This window comes from Pseudonocardia adelaidensis (assembly GCF_039543345.1).
In the GTDB taxonomy this organism is placed as follows: Bacteria; Actinomycetota; Actinomycetes; order Mycobacteriales; family Pseudonocardiaceae; genus Pseudonocardia; species Pseudonocardia adelaidensis.
In genome coordinates this window covers 82013-99858 of record NZ_BAABJO010000013.1, presented here as the reverse complement: position 1 = coordinate 99858, position 17846 = coordinate 82013, and the positions used below count along the sequence as shown (strand labels likewise).

18 protein-coding genes are annotated in these 17846 nt (G+C 73.3%); 9 read left to right on the top strand and 9 right to left on the bottom strand.

What is annotated here, in order from left to right:
* Window positions 1-93 precede the first annotated feature (93 nt).
* Window positions 94-957 (bottom strand): alpha/beta fold hydrolase, encoded by an 864-nt coding sequence (locus tag ABEA81_RS19065; RefSeq protein ID WP_345606535.1) that lies wholly within the window; start codon window positions 955-957, stop codon window positions 94-96.
* A 29-nt stretch (window positions 958-986) separates the two neighbouring features.
* Here ABEA81_RS19065 and ABEA81_RS19060 point away from each other — a divergent pair, with 29 nt between their 5' ends.
* Complete coding sequence (locus ABEA81_RS19060) at window positions 987-1283, top strand: 4a-hydroxytetrahydrobiopterin dehydratase (RefSeq protein WP_345606534.1); 297 nt, start codon at window positions 987-989, stop codon at window positions 1281-1283.
* A gap of 3 nt (window positions 1284-1286) precedes the next feature.
* Here the strand turns inward: ABEA81_RS19060 and ABEA81_RS19055 are convergent, their stop codons facing one another.
* Window positions 1287-2447, bottom strand: coding sequence for an MFS transporter (locus tag ABEA81_RS19055; RefSeq protein ID WP_345606533.1), 1161 nt, complete (start codon window positions 2445-2447; stop codon window positions 1287-1289).
* 85 nt (window positions 2448-2532) lie between these two features.
* On the opposite strand from ABEA81_RS19055, the gene ABEA81_RS19050 reads away from it, so the two are divergent.
* Window positions 2533-2859: an ArsR/SmtB family transcription factor gene (locus ABEA81_RS19050; protein ID WP_345606532.1), complete on the top strand. Its 327-nt coding sequence runs from the start codon at window positions 2533-2535 to the stop codon at window positions 2857-2859.
* A gap of 17 nt (window positions 2860-2876) precedes the next feature.
* Here the strand turns inward: ABEA81_RS19050 and ABEA81_RS19045 are convergent, their stop codons facing one another.
* Window positions 2877-3665, bottom strand: coding sequence for a carbon-nitrogen hydrolase family protein (locus ABEA81_RS19045; protein WP_345606531.1), 789 nt, complete (start codon window positions 3663-3665; stop codon window positions 2877-2879).
* A gap of 335 nt (window positions 3666-4000) precedes the next feature.
* Here ABEA81_RS19045 and ABEA81_RS19040 point away from each other — a divergent pair, with 335 nt between their 5' ends.
* Entirely contained in the window at window positions 4001-5062 is a 1062-nt protein-coding gene (locus ABEA81_RS19040) for a 3-deoxy-7-phosphoheptulonate synthase (RefSeq protein ID WP_345606530.1), read from the top strand.
* A 132-nt stretch (window positions 5063-5194) separates the two neighbouring features.
* On the opposite strand, the gene ABEA81_RS19035 is transcribed toward ABEA81_RS19040, so the two are convergent.
* From ABEA81_RS19035 to ABEA81_RS19025, 3 genes are all read right to left on the bottom strand, one after another.
* Window positions 5195-5839 (bottom strand): hypothetical protein, encoded by a 645-nt coding sequence (locus ABEA81_RS19035; protein ID WP_345606529.1) that lies wholly within the window; start codon window positions 5837-5839, stop codon window positions 5195-5197.
* A 182-nt stretch (window positions 5840-6021) separates the two neighbouring features.
* The gene (locus ABEA81_RS19030) at window positions 6022-7257 is read right to left on the bottom strand and encodes an RNA polymerase sigma factor (RefSeq protein ID WP_345606528.1); all 1236 of its coding nucleotides are present in this window, start codon (window positions 7255-7257) and stop codon (window positions 6022-6024) included.
* The gene (locus tag ABEA81_RS19025) at window positions 7254-7598 is read right to left on the bottom strand and encodes a YciI family protein (RefSeq protein ID WP_345606527.1); all 345 of its coding nucleotides are present in this window, start codon (window positions 7596-7598) and stop codon (window positions 7254-7256) included. Before ABEA81_RS19025 ends, ABEA81_RS19030 begins: the two co-directional genes overlap by 4 nt.
* 103 nt (window positions 7599-7701) lie before the next feature.
* On the opposite strand from ABEA81_RS19025, the gene ABEA81_RS19020 reads away from it, so the two are divergent.
* The 3 genes from ABEA81_RS19020 to ABEA81_RS19010 all read left to right on the top strand — a co-directional run bounded on the left by ABEA81_RS19020 (window position 7702) and on the right by ABEA81_RS19010 (window position 9642).
* A complete protein-coding gene (locus ABEA81_RS19020; RefSeq protein WP_345606526.1) occupies window positions 7702-7974 on the top strand; it encodes an ArsR/SmtB family transcription factor in 273 nt (90 codons plus the stop codon).
* Window positions 7975-7983: 9 nt separating this feature from the next.
* Complete coding sequence (locus tag ABEA81_RS19015) at window positions 7984-8376, top strand: VOC family protein (RefSeq protein ID WP_345606525.1); 393 nt, start codon at window positions 7984-7986, stop codon at window positions 8374-8376.
* A gap of 78 nt (window positions 8377-8454) precedes the next feature.
* The gene (locus ABEA81_RS19010; RefSeq protein WP_345606524.1) at window positions 8455-9642 is read left to right on the top strand and encodes an MFS transporter; all 1188 of its coding nucleotides are present in this window, start codon (window positions 8455-8457) and stop codon (window positions 9640-9642) included.
* Here the strand turns inward: ABEA81_RS19010 and ABEA81_RS19005 are convergent.
* Window positions 9612-9749 carry a hypothetical protein gene (locus tag ABEA81_RS19005; protein WP_345606522.1) on the bottom strand — a complete coding sequence of 46 codons (138 nt, stop codon included), beginning with the start codon at window positions 9747-9749 and terminating at the stop codon, window positions 9612-9614. The two genes, ABEA81_RS19010 and ABEA81_RS19005, sit on opposite strands and share 31 nt — an antisense overlap.
* A gap of 351 nt (window positions 9750-10100) precedes the next feature.
* Here ABEA81_RS19005 and ABEA81_RS19000 point away from each other — a divergent pair, with 351 nt between their 5' ends.
* The 3 genes from ABEA81_RS19000 to ABEA81_RS18990 all read left to right on the top strand — a co-directional run bounded on the left by ABEA81_RS19000 (window position 10101) and on the right by ABEA81_RS18990 (window position 14520).
* Window positions 10101-11141: a hypothetical protein gene (locus tag ABEA81_RS19000; protein ID WP_345606521.1), complete on the top strand. Its 1041-nt coding sequence runs from the start codon at window positions 10101-10103 to the stop codon at window positions 11139-11141.
* 89 nt (window positions 11142-11230) lie between these two features.
* Entirely contained in the window at window positions 11231-13036 is a 1806-nt protein-coding gene (locus ABEA81_RS18995) for a dynamin family protein (protein ID WP_345606520.1), read from the top strand.
* On the top strand, window positions 13033-14520 hold the full coding sequence (locus ABEA81_RS18990) for a dynamin family protein (protein ID WP_345606519.1): 1488 nt from the start codon (window positions 13033-13035) through the stop codon (window positions 14518-14520). Before ABEA81_RS18995 ends, ABEA81_RS18990 begins: the two co-directional genes overlap by 4 nt.
* A gap of 123 nt (window positions 14521-14643) precedes the next feature.
* Here the strand turns inward: ABEA81_RS18990 and ABEA81_RS18985 are convergent, their stop codons facing one another.
* The gene (locus ABEA81_RS18985) at window positions 14644-17118 is read right to left on the bottom strand and encodes an ABC transporter permease (protein WP_345606518.1); all 2475 of its coding nucleotides are present in this window, start codon (window positions 17116-17118) and stop codon (window positions 14644-14646) included.
* Window positions 17118-17819 carry an ABC transporter ATP-binding protein gene (locus ABEA81_RS18980; protein WP_345606516.1) on the bottom strand — a complete coding sequence of 234 codons (702 nt, stop codon included), beginning with the start codon at window positions 17817-17819 and terminating at the stop codon, window positions 17118-17120. The genes ABEA81_RS18985 and ABEA81_RS18980 overlap by 1 nt, the downstream gene beginning before the upstream one ends.
* Between the last annotated feature and the right edge of the window lie 27 nt (window positions 17820-17846).

Here is a 17846-nt window from a genome sequence, read left to right as displayed (position 1 = left end):
CGGCCAGGCAGCGCTGCGCCCACGCCCCAGCTCCACTCCTCCCTCCGACGAACGGCACTTCGGTCGGCCGGGAACCGACGGGTGTTCCGTTCGTCAGGCGAGACGATCCGCGATCGCCGCCGCGAACGCGTCGGGGGCCTCCAGCGGCGCGAAGTGCCCGGCTCCGTCCAGCGGGCGCAGCTCGACGTCGGAGAGGAACTGCTCGAGTCGGTCGGACCAGGCTCGTGGGAAGAGCGGGTCGTGCTCGGGCCACAGCACGGTGGTGGGCACCCCGAGCCGGTCGGCGGGGGCCGGCACCCGTTCCGCGAGCGACCGGGCGATCGCGCCCGACCCGGCCCGGTACCAGTTGATCGATGCGACGAACGCGCCTGCCCGGCCGTACGCGGCGGCGAGGCGGTCGAGCTCCGCGGGGTCGGGCTGGAAGCCGGGGCCGGACCAGTGGGACCAGAAGTGGGCGAGGTAGGCGCGGACCGCGGCCGGGGAGCCGTCGAGCAGCTCCTCGGCGAGGTCGAGCCGGTGGAAGGCCTGGTACCAGAACTCGCGGTGGGCGTCCGGCGTCAGCACCCGCTCGCCGATCCCGGGCAGCGGCGGTGCGACGACGAGGGCTCGCACGAGGTCGGGCCGCGCCCCGGCCGCGACCTGCGCGATGCGGGACCCGATGTCGTACCCGGCGAGGACCGCGGGCCCCATCCCCAGCTCCTCGACGAGCGCCAGCACGCTCCGGGCCTGCGCCTCCGCGGCGAAGTCGGCGGGAAGCGCCCCGGAGGGGGCCTGGGACTCGCCGAACCCGCGCAGGTCCGGCACCACGATCCGGCACCGGCCGGACAGCCGCGCCACCACCTCGCGGTGGTCGTTGCGGTCTCCCGGCCAGCCGTGCAGCAGCACGACGTGACCACCGGCGCCGGCATGGTCGTCATAGGCGAGGCGGAAACCCTCGACCGGGGAGCTGATCGGCACGGGTGCACGGTAAGGGGGAGGATGGCGCCATGCCCAGGTTGCTGGACGACGACGAGATCACAGCCGCTCTCGGGGGTCTCCCCGGATGGGAGCGCGACGGCGACGCGCTGGTGCGCATCGCGGAGCTGCCCTCGTTCCCCACCGCGATCGCGGTGGTGGACCGCGTGGCCGCGATCGCAGAGGAGCGCGACCACCACCCCGACATCGACATCCGCTGGCGCACGCTGACGTTCCGCTGCTCCACCCACTCGGCGGGCGGCATCACCGAGCTGGACACGGCGTTGGCCGCGTCGATCTCGCAGGAGGTCGACGCGGCCAACGCCTGAGGCTCAGTCGGCCGCGAACGCCGGCGCGCTGCGCGCGGCCGCACGCAGCGAGAGGACCAGGCCGACGGCCACCAGCCCGAGCAGCGCGCCGACCTCCGGCAGGGCGAGCACCCCGGCGGTGCCGATCACCGCTCCACCGAGCACGCCGGCGAGCCCCATGCCGAAGTAGATCGCGGATGCGTTGAGCGACAGGACCAGCCCGCCCGACGGCGCCAGCTCCAGCAGCAGGCTCTGCACGGGCGGGTTGAACGACCAGGTGAACACGCTCCACACGAACAGGGCGACGGCAGCACCCACGGTGGTGGTCGCGGTGAGCGGCAGCGTCGCGATCATGATGATGAAGCCCGCGAGCGTGGCGAGCAGCGTCGGGACGCTCCCGAACCGGTCCGTGGCCCGGCCGCCCCACGCGTTGCCGACGATCGCGCCCAGGCCGTAGGCGAGCAGCAACCCGCCGATGGTGGAGCCGGCGAGCCCGGTCGTGACGGTCAGCAGCGGCACGACGTAGATGTAGACGCTCATCGTGGCGACGACCCCGAACACGGTGATGGCGAGCACCGTGAGCACGCGCCGGTCGGCGGCCGGGGCGAAGCGCTCCCGCAACGCGACGGCTGCTGATCCCGCCATCAGCGGCAGCTGCATCCGCACGGCGAGTGCCGTGACGAGGCTGACGGCCGCCACCAGGGCGAACACGCCGCGGTAGGAGATGACGGGGGCCAGCAGGGAGCCGATCGGCACCCCGAGCGCCAGTGCCACCGTCAACCCCCCGAACACGATGGCGACGGCCCGGCCGCGTTCCTCCGGCGGGCGCAGCGCGGTGGCGAACAGCGTGGCCGCGGGCGTGTAGGCGGCGGCGCCGAGGGCCGCGATGATGCGCCCGCCGAGCAGCAGCGGGTAGGTCGTGGCGACGGCGGATATCGCGTTCCCCAGCACCGCCACGAGCAGGGCTGCCAGGAGCAGCCGCCTGCGCTCCCAGCGCGCCGTGACGGTGGCGAGCAACGGGGCGCTCACCGCGTAGGCGAGCGCGAAGGCGGTGGTCAGCTGGCCGGCTGCGGTGACGGAGACACCGAGCTCGGCGCTGACGGCGGGCAGCACGCCCGATACCACGTAGGCGCTCGTGCCGACGGCGAACGCACCGGCGGCCAGCAGGTAGGTGCGTGCGGACATGGATGGCCTTCCCCGGGAGTACAAGTACGACGGTCACCGTACTACGACGGTGGTCGAACTTCGATGCCCGTCGTACGATCTGGCCATGTCCCCCGTCACACAGCAGGCCGAGCTACCGCAGCCGGCCCGGGATGAGATCCGGATCGAGCAGGTGCTGGCCGCGCTCGGCGACCCGGTACGCCTGCTGTACGTGCGGGAGCTCGCGAAGGCCCCCACCGAGGGCATGGCGTGCGGGGTGATCCCCCTCCCGGTCACCAAGTCGACCCGCACCCACCACCTGCGGACCCTGCGCGAGGCCGGGGTGATCAGCATGCGCGCCGAGGGCACCCGGCGAATCGCCTGCCTGCGCCGGGACGACCTGGACGCCCTCTACCCGGGCCTGCTCGACGGCGTCCTCGGCGCTCCCCACTGACCCCCGGTGCGTGGCGGTCAGAAGCGGCGGTTGGCGAGCACCGGGACCGCGGCGCGGGCCTTCTCCACCGCGGCGAGGTCCAGGTCGGCCACCAGCAGGTCGGGCTCGGCGTCCAGCTGGGCCTGGATGCTCCCCAGCGGGCCGACCACCGCGCTCGCGCCGATTCCGGTGGGCGCCTTGCCTGCCTCGCGGCCCACGGTCGTGGGGTCGGCCTGGTCGCACGCGGCCACGAAGGCCGTGCTGTCCAGGGCCCTCGCCCGCACGAGCAGGTCCCACTGCTCGCGCTTGCCCGGCCCGGCACCCCACGACGCCGGGACCACGATCAGCCTGGCGCCGCCGCCTGCGAGGCGCTGGAAGAGGCCGGGGAAGCGCAGGTCGTAGCAGGTGGCGAGGCCGACGGTGACATCGTCCACGGTGATGCTCACCGGCCGGCTGCCCGCCGCGACCGTCCGGGACTCGGAGAACCCGAACGCGTCGAACAGGTGGATCTTGTCGTAGCTCGTCTCGACACCGCCGCCGGTGGCCAGCAGCGTGTTGTGGACGCGACCGTGGGTGGCGGGCGTGAACATCCCCGCGACCACGGTGAGGCGGGCGTCGTCGGCGATCGCGCGCACGCGCCGCGCCCACGGGCCGTCCAGCGGTTCGGCGACCGGGCCGAGTGGGTGCCCGAAGGCGCACATCGTGGCCTCGGGGAAGACGACGAGGCCGGCCCCGGCCGCCGCGGCGCGCTTCGCGCCGTCCGCGACGAGATCGAGGTTCTCGGCCGGGTCTGCGGTTGCGGCGATCTGAGCGAGGGCGATCCGCACGGAACCTCCAGTTGGTCAGGCCCTGCTCCTGCCCGTCGCCGAGGGCCTGCTCGAAGATGGTGCCAGGCGGGGAGCGTACGTCCCACCGCGGTCCGGGCGGCAGATCCGCGAGTCGACGGAGCTGCGAACGTTGCTCCGGTCACCGTCCGGAACGGCCGGCGGTGACGTCGGCTAGAGTCGTTGCCGTGCAGCGCTGGTACTACTGGTTTAGCCGACCGGCCCGGGAGGGGTCGGCGGGCGAACCGCTGCGCTGACCCTCCACCCCGAGCCGGATCCCGAGCCGGCTCGGCGGGTGTCTCGACGGGCGCGGCTCGCCTGAAGCAGAGAGCGCCGTCATGACCCTCACCGCAGTCCCCGCGTTGGACGAGCACCGCACCACCCGCATCAGCCCACTGCTGTCCCCGTCCCTGCTGCGCCACGAGCTCCCCGTCGACGCCGCGGTGGCGGACACGGTCACACGGGCGAGAGCCGAGGTCGTCGACGTCCTGGACGGGCGCGACGACCGGCTCGTGGTCGTCGTCGGACCGTGTTCCATCCACGATCCCGACGCCGCGATGGACTACGCCGCCCGGCTGGCGGCGCACACCGAGCGCGTGGCCGGCGAGCTGCGCGTCGTCATGCGCACCTACTTCGAGAAGCCGCGCTCGACCGTGGGGTGGAAGGGCCTGATCAACGACCCCGGCCTCGACGGCACCTACGACGTCAACAACGGGTTGCGCACCGCACGACGGTTGCTCCTGGACGTCTCGGCGCTCGGCCTCCCGGTCGGGTGCGAGTTCCTCGACCCGATCACCCCGCAGTTCCTCGCCGACGTCGTGACCTGGGGCGCGATCGGCGCCCGCACGGCGGCGAGCCAGGTCCACCGCCAGCTGTGCAGCGCCCTCTCGATGCCCGTCGGGATCAAGAACCCGACCGACGGCGACGTGCAGGTCGCGATCGACGGGGTGCGCGCGGCCGGGAGCAGCCACGTGTTCATGGGCATCAACCCGGACGGCCTCGCCGCCCTGATCACGACCACCGGCAACCCCGACTGCCACGTCATCCTCCGCGGCAGCACCGGCGGCCCCAACCACGACGCCGCCTCCGTCGCGTCCACCCTCGACCGCCTCCGCGCAGGCGGCCTCCCCGCACGGGTGATCGTGGACGCGAGCCACGGCAACAGCGGCAAGGACCACGTGCGCCAGGCCGCCGTGGTGCACGAGCTCGCCGAGCGCGTCGGCGCCGGGGAGGAGGGCATCGCCGGCGTGATGATGGAGAGCTTCCTCGTGGCCGGGCGGCAGGAGCTCGGCCCGTCCATGACCCGGGGCCAGAGCATCACCGACGCGTGCATGGACTGGGACACCACCGCGGCGCTGCTCGACGAGCTGGCCGCAGCGGTGGCTCGTCGCCGGGGCTGAGCTCGGCGACGTCGTGCAGCGGCGGCGAGCTGCGCGACGTCGCCGACGCGGCCCGACTTCACACACCCGAGCCCGGCTTCACACAAGGCGGGCTCTGTGTGAAGCCTGGTCCGGATCTGTGAAGTCCTCGGCTCACCCGAGTGCCCTCGTTGCGATCCGCTCCAGCTCCGCTGCGATCCGGGCGCGGCCGATGGGCTCTGCCTGCGCGTTCACCACCGTGGTGCCGTCGCGCCGGGACACATAGTGCTTCCCCGTGAACCGCACGCGCCGATGCGGGCCCTGTTCGCGCGACAACTCGGTGACGTTGCCTGTGCCGTAGGTGTCGACCAGCTCGTGGAACTCCCGGGCGCTGCGCGCGTCCGGCATCTCGACCCACGACACGGCCACCAGCACCAGTCCCCGGCGCCCGTCGCGCACGTCGAACCACGCGCGGTGCAACGCCGCGCAGGGCCGTTCGCGGAAGAACTCCCGCACCTTCCCGTACGAGTGCGCCACGCAGTCGTCCGTGCTGTCGAAACGCTGTTCTACACGCAGCGCCTGACGGAGCAGCCGCAGGCGGGCCGTGTTCGCGTCCCGCCTGCGGGCCTGGCTGCTGGCGCGGGCGCTGCTCGCGCTCGCGGTGGTCCCACCTGCGCCGGTGGCCGTTCCGACCGCGGAGGCTGATCCGCCGGCGGCGATCGCGACGACCAGGACGATGGCCAGGACAAGGCCTCCGCCTCGTTTACCTTCGATCGGGCGCACACGCCCTTGCGGATCGGTGTAGAAGCCCTTCGGCATCGGCGACGGTGCCTCTCCGTGGAGCTTGATCGGGGCGGTGAGCATAAGACGGCGTCACGCGATCGTGGACACGACTCGCTGCAGTCACCGCGATCAGCCGTAGCCGACTTCGCACGCCCAGTGCGAACTTCGCACAAGGCCTGCCCTGTGCGAAGTGGACGGTCGGTGTGCGAAGTCGGTCGTCAGGCCTCCACCTCCCCCAGCCGCCGGGTGAGGAAGCGGCGTTCGGCGTCCGACTCGGTCATGGCCAGGGCCTCCCGGTACGCCTCGGCCGCCTCCTCCAGGCGGCCTTGGCGGCGGAGCAGGTCGGCTCGGGTGGCGGGGACCATCCGGTAGCCGGCCAGCTCGTCGCCCAGCTCGTCGACGAGGGCGAGGCCGGCGGCGGGCCCATCGGCCATCGCCACGGCGACCGCGCGGTTGAGCCGCACCACGGGTGAGGGCGTGAACCGGGCGAGCGTGCCGTAGAGCGCGGCGATCTGCGGCCAGTCCGTGTCGGACGCCTGGGCGGCGCGGGCGTGGCAGGCGGCGATGGCCGCCTGCACCTGGTAGGTGCCGGGCTCCCGCCTACGCAGGGCGGCGTCGAGGAGCGCAAGGCCCTCGGCGATCTCGTCCCGGTCCCACCGGCCGCGGTCCTGGTCCTCCAGCGGAACGGGATAGCCGTCGGCGTCGAGCCGGGCGGCATGCCGGGAGTGCTGCAGGAGCAGCAGCGCGGTCAGGCCGAGCACCTCCGGGTCGTCGGGCATGAGCGCGGCGAGGACGCGGGCGAGGCGGATCGCCTCGGCGCAGAGGTCGTGCCGCACGAGGTCCGGCCCGGCGGCAGCCGAGTAGCCCTCGTTGAACAGCAGGTACACGACGCCGAGCACGCCCACGAGCCGGTCGGGCAGGAGGTGGTCGGGTGGCACCCGGTACGGGATCCCGGCCTGGCGGATCTTGCGCTTCGCCCGCACCAGCCGCTGGGCCATCGTCGGCTCCGGCACGAGGAACGCCCGCGCGATCTCCGGCGTGGTCAGGCCGGTGAGCGTGCGCAGCGTCAGCGCCACCCGCCCCTCCAGGGGGAGCGCGGGGTGGCAGCAGGTGAAGATCAGCCGCAGGCGGTCGTCCTGCACCGCGCTCTCGGCGTCGTTCCGGCCGTCATCGTCCGTTCCGACCGGCATCACCGCCACCTCCCTCAGCTTCGCCGCCTCGATCTTGCTGCGCTTGAGCCGGTTGAGCGCCGTGTTGCGGGCGGTGGTCGTGAGCCACGCGCCCGGGTTGCGCGGGACGCCGTCGCGCGGCCACCGGGCCAGCGCCTGCGCGACGGCGTCCTGCGCGCACTCCTCCGCGAGGTCCCAGTCGCCGGTCATCCGGATCAGGGTGGCGACGACACGGCCCCACTCGTCGCGGAACGCATCGGCGACCGCGGCCTCGACGTCCGTCATTCCTGGTCGAGCGGCCAGACCGCGCGGATCTCCATCACCCCGTGCCGGGCGTTGGGATGCTTGGACGCCACCTCGATGGCCTCGTCGAGGTCGGCGCACTCCAGCAGGTCGAAGCCGTACATCTGCTCCTTGGTCTCGGCGAACGGGCCGTCGGAGATCAGCACGTCACCACCCCGGACGCGGACGGTGGTGCTGTCGGACTGCGGCCGCAGGCGATTGCCCGTCAGCCGCACGCCGCGACCGTCCATCTCGCTCACCCAGTCCTCGATCGTGTAGCCCGTCTGGTCCTCCGGTGCCACCTCGTCGCCCTCGTAGCCGCAGATCAACAGCATGTACTGCATCTCGGATCCTCCTCGTTCTCGGTCGGTCACCACAACGACAACCGGGACCGCCCGGAATCGACACCAGCTTGACAGGCAAGTCTCTGCTTGCCTATAAAACCCCGTGTCCGATCCGCTCTTCAAGGCTCTCGCCGACCCGACGAGGCGGGTGATCCTCGACGAGCTCACCGAGAAGGACGGCCAGACGCTGTTCGAGATCTGCACGCGACTGGCGATGAAGCACGGGCTCGGTTCCTCGCGGCAGGCGATCTCCCAGCACCTCGCGGTGCTCGAGGAAGCCGGGCTGGTCACCACCCGCCGCGAGGGCCGCTACAAGTTCCACCACATCGACACCGCCCCCCTGCGCTCGATCGCCGAGCGCTGGCCGACCGAATAGGGATCAAGGATGTTGACGATCAACGTCACCGCCGTCTACGTCGACGACCAGGCGAAGGCGCTGGCCTTCTACACGGACGTGCTCGGGTTCGTGAAGAAGACCGACGTGCCCGCCGGCGGCGCCCGCTGGCTCACCGTCGTGTCCCCCGCGCACCCGGACGGCGTCGAGCTCCTGCTCGAGCCCACCGGCCACCCGGCCGCGCGCGTCTACAAGGAGGCCCTCGTCGCCGACGGCATCCCGTTCACCTCGTTCGCGGTGGAGGACGTGCAGGCCGAGTTCGAGCGCCTGAGCGCAGCGGGCGTGCGGTTCGTGCAGGAGCCGACGGACCTGGGTCCGGTCGTCACGGCCGTCTTCGACGACACCTGCGGGAACCTCATCCAGATCGCCGCCGAGAAGCATTAGCCTGGCCGGAGCACGCGGGCAAGGTTCGCGCCAGGTGGCAGGGTAAGCGCGTCTCCTCGACCTGCCCGGAGACGCCCGGTGTCCTACCGCGAGCTCGTACGCGCCGTTCCCCTGCCCTTCTTCCTCCTCGGTCTGGTCGCCCGGCTGCCGTCCGCGGTCACGCCGCTCGCCACGCTCGGCCTCCTGCATTCCGCGACCGGCAGCTTCACGTTCGCCGGTGCCGCGGCCGCGGCGCAGAGCCTCGCCACCGCGGCGGGCGGGATCGGCGTCGGGATCGTCGCCGACCGGCTCGGCCCGCGCCCGGCCGGTGTCGCCACGGCGATCCTCAACGCCGCCTGCGCGGCAGCCCTCGTCGCCGCGACCCGCCTCGACCGGCCGATGATGGCCGTCGCGGCGATCGCCCTCGGCCTCACGCAACCCGCTGTCGGCATGCTCGTCCGGGTGCACTGGACCAGACTGTTCCGCTCGACGGGGCGCGCGGAGCTGCTGCCGACCGCACTGTCCTACGAGACCGCCGCGAACGAGCTCGGTTTCGTCGCCGGTCCGGTCCTCGTCGGCCTGCTCACCGCCGCCGTGGGCCCTGCCGGCCCGCTCGGCGCGGTCGCGCTGCTCACCGCGGGGGCAGCAGCACCGTTCGCGCTGTACTACTCCCCGACGCCGCCGCCTGGTCGGCCGGTCGAGGCGCCGAGACCGAGGCTGGGCCCGCTCGCGGCCATGGTCGTGGCGGCCGCTGCGCTGGGCGGGGTGTTCGGCACCGTGCAGACCGGCGTCACCGGCTACGCCGCCGAACGCGGCGACCCGGGCAGCGCAGGCCTGCTCTACGCGCTCCTCGCCGTCGGGAGCGTGGCCGCCGGCCTCGGCTACGCGTGGGTGCCCGCCCACATCGGCGCGGCGCTGCGCTACCTGCTGGCATCGGTCGGTCTGCTCGTCGGCACCGCGGGCCTCGCCATCGGCCACGCGGACCTCCCGGTGGCGATCGCCGTCGCCGGCGTCACGATCGCCCCCTACATGATCGCCGCGTACTCCCTCACCGAGCACCTCTCGGGGGGCCGGGGCACCGCGGCAGCGCTCATGGTGGTCAACGCGGGCGGCCCGCTCGGCGCGGCGGCCGCGCAGACGATCGCGGGTCGCGCCGCGGACGCGGGCGGGAGCGCCGCGGCCTTCCTCGTCGCCCCGGCCGCGGCGGGCGTGGCGCTGCTCGCGGCCGGCGCCGTGCTCGTCGCGGAGCGCCGGCATCAGGGGGTGCGCAGGACCGCGAACTGGTAGTGCAGGTCGGACCCGCTCCCCCACGTCTCCCAGCTCTCGAGCGAGCCGTGCCGCTCCAGCGCCGCCCGCTCGAAGGCGGTGGCGTCCCGCCCGGGCCCGGCGCCCATCTCGAGGACGGACCGGCGCCCCTCCGCCCGCAGCCGCTCGATGTACGCCCCGCGCCCGCCGCGCCACCCGATCGGCGGGCAGCTCGCGCTCGGCCCGCTCGTGGACCTCGCGGTCGTAGTAGGTGACGAGGTCGCGCTCTCGCCGCGGCCGGATGTCGCTCACGCCCGCAGCCTGCCAGGCCGGGGTCGGCCGATCCCCCAATCCCTCATCCCCCAACACACCCCCGACCCCACAACCGCGCCGGTCGTGCGCTCGCCCGATCCCCGATGTCCACGGGGGTGGCGGACTCCTAGCTTTTCCTCACATCGCCGGAGCGCGAATCCGGAAAACAGATCGAGGAGACGATCACAATGACCTCTGCCACCAATGTCGCGGACCTGCTCGAGGCCCTGCGCCAGTGGCTGCTCGCCAACCCGGGCGGCGACATCCAGGACTTCGCCGAGCAGCACGACACCACGCCGCAGGAGCTCGCCGAGTCCTGGGACACCCACTTCGCCCAGGCCGACTTCAGCCGCAACTACAACCTGGACACCGCCCAGTCCGGTTCGCAGGGTGCCACGCAGGCCGCGACGCAGGCCGCGGCGCACAGCGCGCCCGCATACGTCCCATCCGAGCCGCCGCCCTACGACGCGAGCCCGCAGGAGTACGTGCAGTACCTGACGCAGGAAGTGAACAACTACCAGGAATTCACGACGGTCAACAACATCGAGGACAACTCGATCAACACCAATATCAACGCCGGCGGCGACGTCGACCTCGACATCGACCAGAACCGCGCCGACAACGGTGGCGTGATCATCGACGACAGCACCCTCGACGACACGAACGTCAACACCGGCGACGTGGGTGACGGCGGCGTGCTGCAGCAGGGCGACGACAACCAGGCCGCCACCGGCGACGAGAACGTCCTGCAGGACGGCGACGGCAACGTGGGCAACACCGGCGACATCGACGCCAACGACGGCAGCTCGGTGAGCGTCGGCGGCAACGCGTCGTCGGTCGGCAGCGGCGACGACAACTTCGGCAGTGGCCAGAACGCCACCAACGCCTCCACCGGTGACAACGCCAAGCAGGTCAACCAGCAGCAGGACAACGACTCGGACGTGCGCGTCGGCGACACCACCGGCGGCTCGGCGAGCGCCGACGGAGGCGACGGGGGCTTCGGCGGCGACGGGTCGGGTGGCGACGGTGGCGACGGCGGCTCCGGCGGCGACGTGGACACCCACCACAGCGACTTCCCGAGCGACCTCGACGGCGGGGACGGCGGCGACGGCGGCTCCGGCGGCAGTGGGTTCGGCGGCAGCGCGGACGGCGGCGACGGCGGCGACGCCGACGGTGGCGACGCTTCCGTCGACATCGACACCGGCAGCGACCAGACCGTCGACTTCTGATCGACCACCGGGTAACACCCGGCGCCCACCAGACCGGCTCAGCACCTCCGAGAGGTGCTGGGTCGGTCGTACGTCCACGAGGGGGAAACGTGGCGCTGTCCGATGCGATCCAGCTCGTCGATGTCGCCCGGAAGGCGACCGAGGCCTACGGTCGGCCGGACCTCACGGCGAAGCTCGCCCGCACGCGGGACCGGTTGAGCGACCCGAGCGTGCGGGTGCTCGTCGTCGGTGAGTTCAAGCAGGGCAAGAGCCTGCTGGTCAACTCGCTCGTGTCGGCGTCGGTGTGCCCGGTGGACGACGACGTCGCCACCGCGGTGCCGACGATGGTGCGCCACGCCGCCGCGCCGACCGCCGCGCTGGTACGGGAGCCGGCCGACGGGGGCGAGCCGGAGCGGACCGAGATCCCGATCGGGGAGCTGGCCGGGCACGTCTCCGAGAGCGGGAACCCGGACAACCGGCAGCGGATCTCCTACGCGGAGGTGGGCCTCCCGCGCGCGCTGCTCGCGGGTGGGCTGGTGCTCGTCGACACGCCCGGCGTCGGCGGTCTCGGCTCCGCGCACGGCGCCGCCACGATGGCGGCGCTCGCCGGTGCCGACGCGGTGGTGCTGGTGTCCGACGCCGCACAGGAGTACACGAAGCCGGAGCTCGACTTCCTGGCCACCGCGATGCAGGTGTGCCCGAACGTGGTCGCGGTGCTCACCAAGACCGACCTGTACCCGGCGTGGCGGCGGATCGCCGACCTCGACCGCGGGCACCTCGCGGCCGCGGGTGTCAGCACCGAGCTGATCCCGATCTCCTCCGCGGTGCGCCAGCTCGCGTTGCGCACCAAGAACAAGGAGCTGAACGAGGAGTCCGGCTACCCCGTGCTGATCTCCCACCTGCGCGACCGGGTGCTCGGCCAGGCCGAACAGCTCGCCCGCCGCTCCACCGGCCATGACATCCTCTCGGTCTGCGAGCAGCTGACCACCACGATGAGCGCCGAGCTCACGGCGCAGGAGAACCCGGAGAAGGCCCACGAGCTGGTGGCCCGGCTGGAGAAGGCGCGGACCGCCGCCACCCGGCTCAAGGAGCGCACGGCGCGGTGGCAGGTCACCCTCAACGACGCCATCGCCGATCTCTCCTCCGACGTCGACCACGACCTGCGCGACCGGCTCAGAACGGTGATGCGGGAGGCCGAGACGCTCGCCGAGGACGCCGACCCGGCGGACATCTGGGACCAGCTCGCGAAATGGGTGCAGCACCAGGTCACCTGTGCCGCGTCCGCGAACTTCGTCTGGGCGAGCGAGCGGTCCGGGGCGCTCGCCCGCCGGGTGGCGGCGCTCTTCGCCGAGGACGGGCAGGTCGCGCTCCCGGAGCTACCGGTGGCGACGGCCGGGCCGGCGCCGCGGGTCGCGGCGCTGGAACGGCCCGACACCCGCCGCATCAGTCTGGGCGAAGCGGCACTCACCGGGATGCGCGGCGGGTACGGGGGCGCGCTGATGTTCTTCATGCCGCTGAGCCTCATCCCCGGCCTGGCCATCGCCGCACCGTTCGCCGCGGTCGGCGGCGCGCTGCTGCTGGGGCGGAAACAGATCAAGGAGGAGCGGCAGCGGGCGCTGCAGCGGCGGCAGGCCGAGGCCAAGACGCTCGTGCGCAAGCACATCGACGAGGTGCAGTTCCAGGTCGGCAAGGACTCCCGCGACCTGCTGCGCCGCACGCACCGGACGCTGCGGGACCACTTCACGGCGCTCGCCGACGAGATGCAGACCTCGATCGCCGAGTCGGTGGCGGCGGCCCAGGGTGCCGTCAAGGCGACGCAGGCCGAACGCGGCACCCGGATCGGGGACCTCAAGGTGGAGCTGGACCGCGTCGCGAGCCTCGCCGACCGGGCCCGGGCCCTCACGGCGGCGTCGTGAGCGCGCCGGAGGGCGGCTCGCCCGCGCTGCGTGACGCCGTCCGCACGGTGCTGCGCCAGGCCGTGGAGACCTACCGGGACAGCCCGGACGCCCTCCGCTGGCTGCGCCACCACCTCGACCGCTACGACGAGCCGCTGCGCCTCGCCATCGCCGGGAAGGTGAAGGCGGGCAAGTCGACCCTGCTCAACGCGCTCGTCGGCGAGGCCATCGCCCCGACCGACGCGGGCGAGTGCACCCGCGTCGTCACCTGGTATCAGGACGGGCACGCCCCGGCCGTCACGATGTACCCGCACAGCGGCGCGCCCCGCCCACTGCGGATAGCCCGCGACGACGGCGCCCTGCGGATCGACATGGGGGTGCCTGCGGAGACGGTGGACCGGCTGGAGGTCACTTGGCCGTCCGCGAGCCTGCGGGCCACCACGCTCATCGACACCCCGGGGATCGCGTCGCTGTCGCTGGACGTCTCGGCCCGCAGCGAGCGGTTCCTCGCACCCGAGGACGCGCCGTCGGCCGCGGACGCGGTGCTGTACCTGATGCGCCACCTCCACTCGGCGGACGTGCGGTTCCTCGAGTCGTTCCACGACCAGGGCGTGGCCCGGGCCGCGCCGGTCAACACGGTCGCGGTGCTGTCGCGCGCCGACGAGGTCGGCGTCGGCCGCGTCGACGCGCTGCGCTCCGCCCGCGTGATCGCGGCGCGGTACCGGGCCGACGAGACGCTGCGGGCGTTCTGCCAGACCGTCGTCCCCGTGGCCGGCCTGCTCGCGGTAACCGGTCGCACGATGCGTCAGGACGAGTACGCGGCGCTGGCCGAGCTGGCCGCCATGCCGCCCGATCGGCTGGACGCGCTGCTGCTCACCGTCGACCGCTTCGCCGGGGCCGACGGCGACGCCGGCACCGCGCTGTCGACGGCCGTCCGCGCCGCGCTGCTCGAACGGTTCGGCATGTTCGGCCTGCGGCTGTCCACCACCCTCATCCGCCAGGGCGTCGGCGACGCCTCGACGCTCGCGGCCGAGCTTGTGCAGCGCAGTGGGCTCGTCGAGCTGCGCGAGGTGCTGGCGAGCCAGTTCTCGCAGCGCCGCGACGTGCTCAAGGCGCGTTCCGCGCTCATCGCGCTCGACCTCGTGCTGCGCCGCGAACCGCGGCCGGCTGCGGCCCCGCTCGCGGTCGAGGTCGAGCGGATCCTCGCCGGTGCGCACGAGTTCGCCGAGCTCCGGCTGCTGTCCGACCTGCGCGGGCGCGTGCTGCGCCCCCCGAAGGAGCAGGCCGCGGAGGCCGAGCGGCTGATCGGCGGCGACGGTGGCGCCCCGAACCAGCGCCTCGGCCTTCCGCCGGACGCCGACCGCGACGCGCTGCGGGCCGCGGCGCTCGACCGGCTGACGGCATGGCGGCGGCGGGCGGAGAGCCCGCTCGCCAGCCGGGCGATGGCCAACGCCGCCCGGGTGGTCGTGCGCAGCTGCGAGGGGATCCTGGCCGGGCTGCACTAGTGCTCTCCCGGACCCTCGATCGAGGAGGGACTCGTCCACGCCCCCCAACATGGACGAGTCCCGAGCGCAGTGCCGCGCACGGCGGACTTCATCGGCCACCGGCCACGCGGTCGACGAGGGGCTTCAGTCGAGGGACAGCCCTTCGGCGGGGGTCACCCGGGCGGCCCGGCGGGCCGGGAGGACGGAGGCGAGCAGTCCGGCCAGGGCACCGATGAGGACGACGGCGCCGAGTGACGGCCAGGGGATGTACATGGCGGCGTGGGTGAGGGCCCGCTTCACGAACGTCTCGTAGCCGACCCAGGCGAACCCCACGCCGATCACGGTGCCGAGCAGGGTGGCCACCACCGACAGGAGCACCGCCTCGGCCGCGAGCATCCGCCGCAGCTGCCTGCGGGTGAGCCCGAGCGCGCGCAGCAGGGCGTGCTCGCGGGCGCGTTCGAGCACGGACAGCCCGAGGGTGTTCGCGATCCCGATCAGGGCGATCGCCACGGAGACGCCGAGCAGGCCGAGCACCGACCCGGTGAGGATGTCCCGTTCCTTGTTCGCCGCGGCCTGGGCCTGCAGGCGGTCCTCGAGCTGTGCGCCGGCCGCATCCGCCAGCCCGTCCAGGTCGTCGACGAGCGCGAGCGGGTCGGCGCCTGCGGCGGCGCGTACCCAGATGACGTGCGGCTCGGGGGCGTCGGTGAGCTGTGCCAGGGTCTCGGGCGCGACCACGCCGGCCTTGCCCCAGCCCGAGAGGGAGATGACCTTCAGCTGGGCCTGGCGGTCGCCGACGCGCACGGTGAGCTGGTCACCGGGCTTGATGCTCGGGTCCACGAAGGCGTCCAGGTCGATCCTGATCGTCCCTGGCTCCACCCCCTGGGCGAACGCCCCGCCGTCGCGGGCCACCTGCCCCGCGGCCGGCGCGGTGAGGACCGGTAGCGGTGCGTCGAAGCCGGATATCTCGGCCACGGCGCCGTCCACGGCGATGGCCTGCTCGACACCGGGAGTGCGACGTACCCGGTCGAGGAGGTCGGCGCTGACCGGCTCGTCGATCGAGGTGAGCGCCGCGTCGATGGGGTTGTGCCTGACGTTCACCTCGTCCATCCCCGCACGCCAGGTCGCCATCCCGGTGAGCACGGCGGTGGTCAGGGTGACCCCGACCAGCAGAGCGGCGGTGGTGGTGGCGGTCCGGCGGGGGTTGCGCACGGCGTTCTGGGTCGCCAGCCGCCCGGCGGGGCCGAGCAGCGCGCCGCTGAGCCGGACCAGGCGCGGGACGAGCACCGGCCCGAGCAGGAGCACGCCGGTGAAGACCGACGCTCCGCCCGCCAGCATGAGCACCGTGCGGTCGCCGATCATCGCCATCCCGAGCAGGGTCGGCCCGATGATCAGCAGCAGCGCGGCGAGCGCCGACCGGGCACGGCCGGTGGCGGTGTGCGCGTCGACCGCGGCGTCCGTGCTCCCACCCACCCGCAGCGCCGCCAGCGGGCTCACCCGGATCACGTGCCGGGTCGGCAGCCAGGACGCGACCATGGTGACCAGGAGGCCGACCGCGAATCCTCCCAGCAGCCAGGGAACCGGCGGTGCGGGGGCGGCCAACGGGGTGGTGAGGGCGAGTGTGTTGATCAGGGGGAGCAGGCCGTAGCCGAGTCCGGCGCCGAGGAGCGTCCCGGTCGACGACGCGAGCACCCCGACCGCGGCCGCCTCGCGCCGTACCGAACCCAGCACCTGCCGCCGGGTCGCGCCGACGCAGCGCAGCAGGGCGAAGTCGCGCATCCGCTGCGCGAACAGGATCGAGAACGTGTTCGCGACGACCAGGACCGAGACCACGAGCGCGACACCGGCGAACAGCAGCAGCATCAACGCGATCATGTCCGTGTCGTTGTTGAGCCCGGCCAGGCCGTGCCTGACGTACTCGTCCGCCGACCACACCTGCATGCCTTCCGGGACCGGACCCACTTCCCCGCGCACCGCCACGCTGCCCACGTGGAAGGTGGGTTGGTCGCGCCACTGCAGGTACTGCGGCCACGTGACGTACATCGAGGCCTGGGTCCACGTGGTGGGCGACACCACGAGGCCGACCACTTCCAGGTCGGTCGCGGTGGGGCCCTCGCCGACCCGGATCCGGTCACCGACCGCGACCTCCTGGGCCTGGGCGTCCCACACGTGCATCACCGCCTCGCCCGTGCGTTCCGGGAAGCGGCCCGCGACCAGCTTCTGCCAGCGCAGGTCCTCCGAGGCGGCGATCGGCCCCACGGTCGTCCGGCCCCGGAAGTCGGCCGAGCCGAGCGGGGCGCCGTCTTCCCGGTGGGCCGGCAGGTCGACCCGGCCGAGCCCGGAGGCGTTGTCGCCGAGACGGTCGATGAGCGCGATCGCGTCCGACAGGTCCAGGGTGTCGGGACAACATGCCGGGGCCCGCTGAGGTCCGTCCTCGGGGGCGTCGACCACGTGGTCGGCGCCGCGGTACGGCGCCCCGGCGTTCTCCATGAACCCGGCGCGCGCCCCGGCGGTGAGCACGCCGATCACGACGACGAAGGCGACCGAGGCGGTCACCGCGATCGCCGCGGCGACGTAGCGGCGGGCGTGGATGCGCAGCGATGCCCGGAAGACGGTGCGCATCAGGCGATGCGCCCGTCGGCCATGGTGACCACGGTGTCGGCGTAGGTGGCGGCGTCGCCGTCGTGGGTGACCATCACGACGGTCTGGCCGAGCTCGCGCACCGAGCGACGCAGGTGCTCGAGCACCTCCGCCGAGGTGGTGGAGTCCAGGTTCCCGGTGGGCTCGTCGGCGAACAGCAGGTCCGGGCCGGTGATCAGGGCGCGGGCGATCGCGACCCGCTGCTGCTGGCCGCCGGACAGCTGGGCGGGGCGGTGGTCGAGCCGGTCGGCCACCCCGAGGGTCTCGGCCAGGGTGTGGGCGCGTTCGCGGGTGGCGTCGTCGACCCGGGCGCCGCCCAGCTCGAGGGGGAGCACGATGTTCTGGTGGGCGGTGAGCATCGGCAGCAGGTTGAACGACTGGAACACGAACCCGACGTGCCGGCGGCGGAAGACGGTGAGCGTGTCGTCGTCGAGCGACCCGAGGTCGGTGCCGGCCACGGTGACCGTGCCGCCGCTGGCCTGGTCGAGCCCGGCCAGGCAGTGCATCAGGGTGGACTTGCCGGACCCGGACGGCCCCATGATCGCGGTGAACCGGCCGCGGGGCAGGTCGAGGTCGATGCCGCGCAGGGCGTGTACCTCGGTGTCGCCCCGCCCGTAGGTCTTGGTCAGACCGCGCGCGCTGGCGGCCAGGGTTTCCCGGGTGGCCGGCTGGGTGGTGGTCACTGCTGCATCCTCGGATCACGTGTGGGG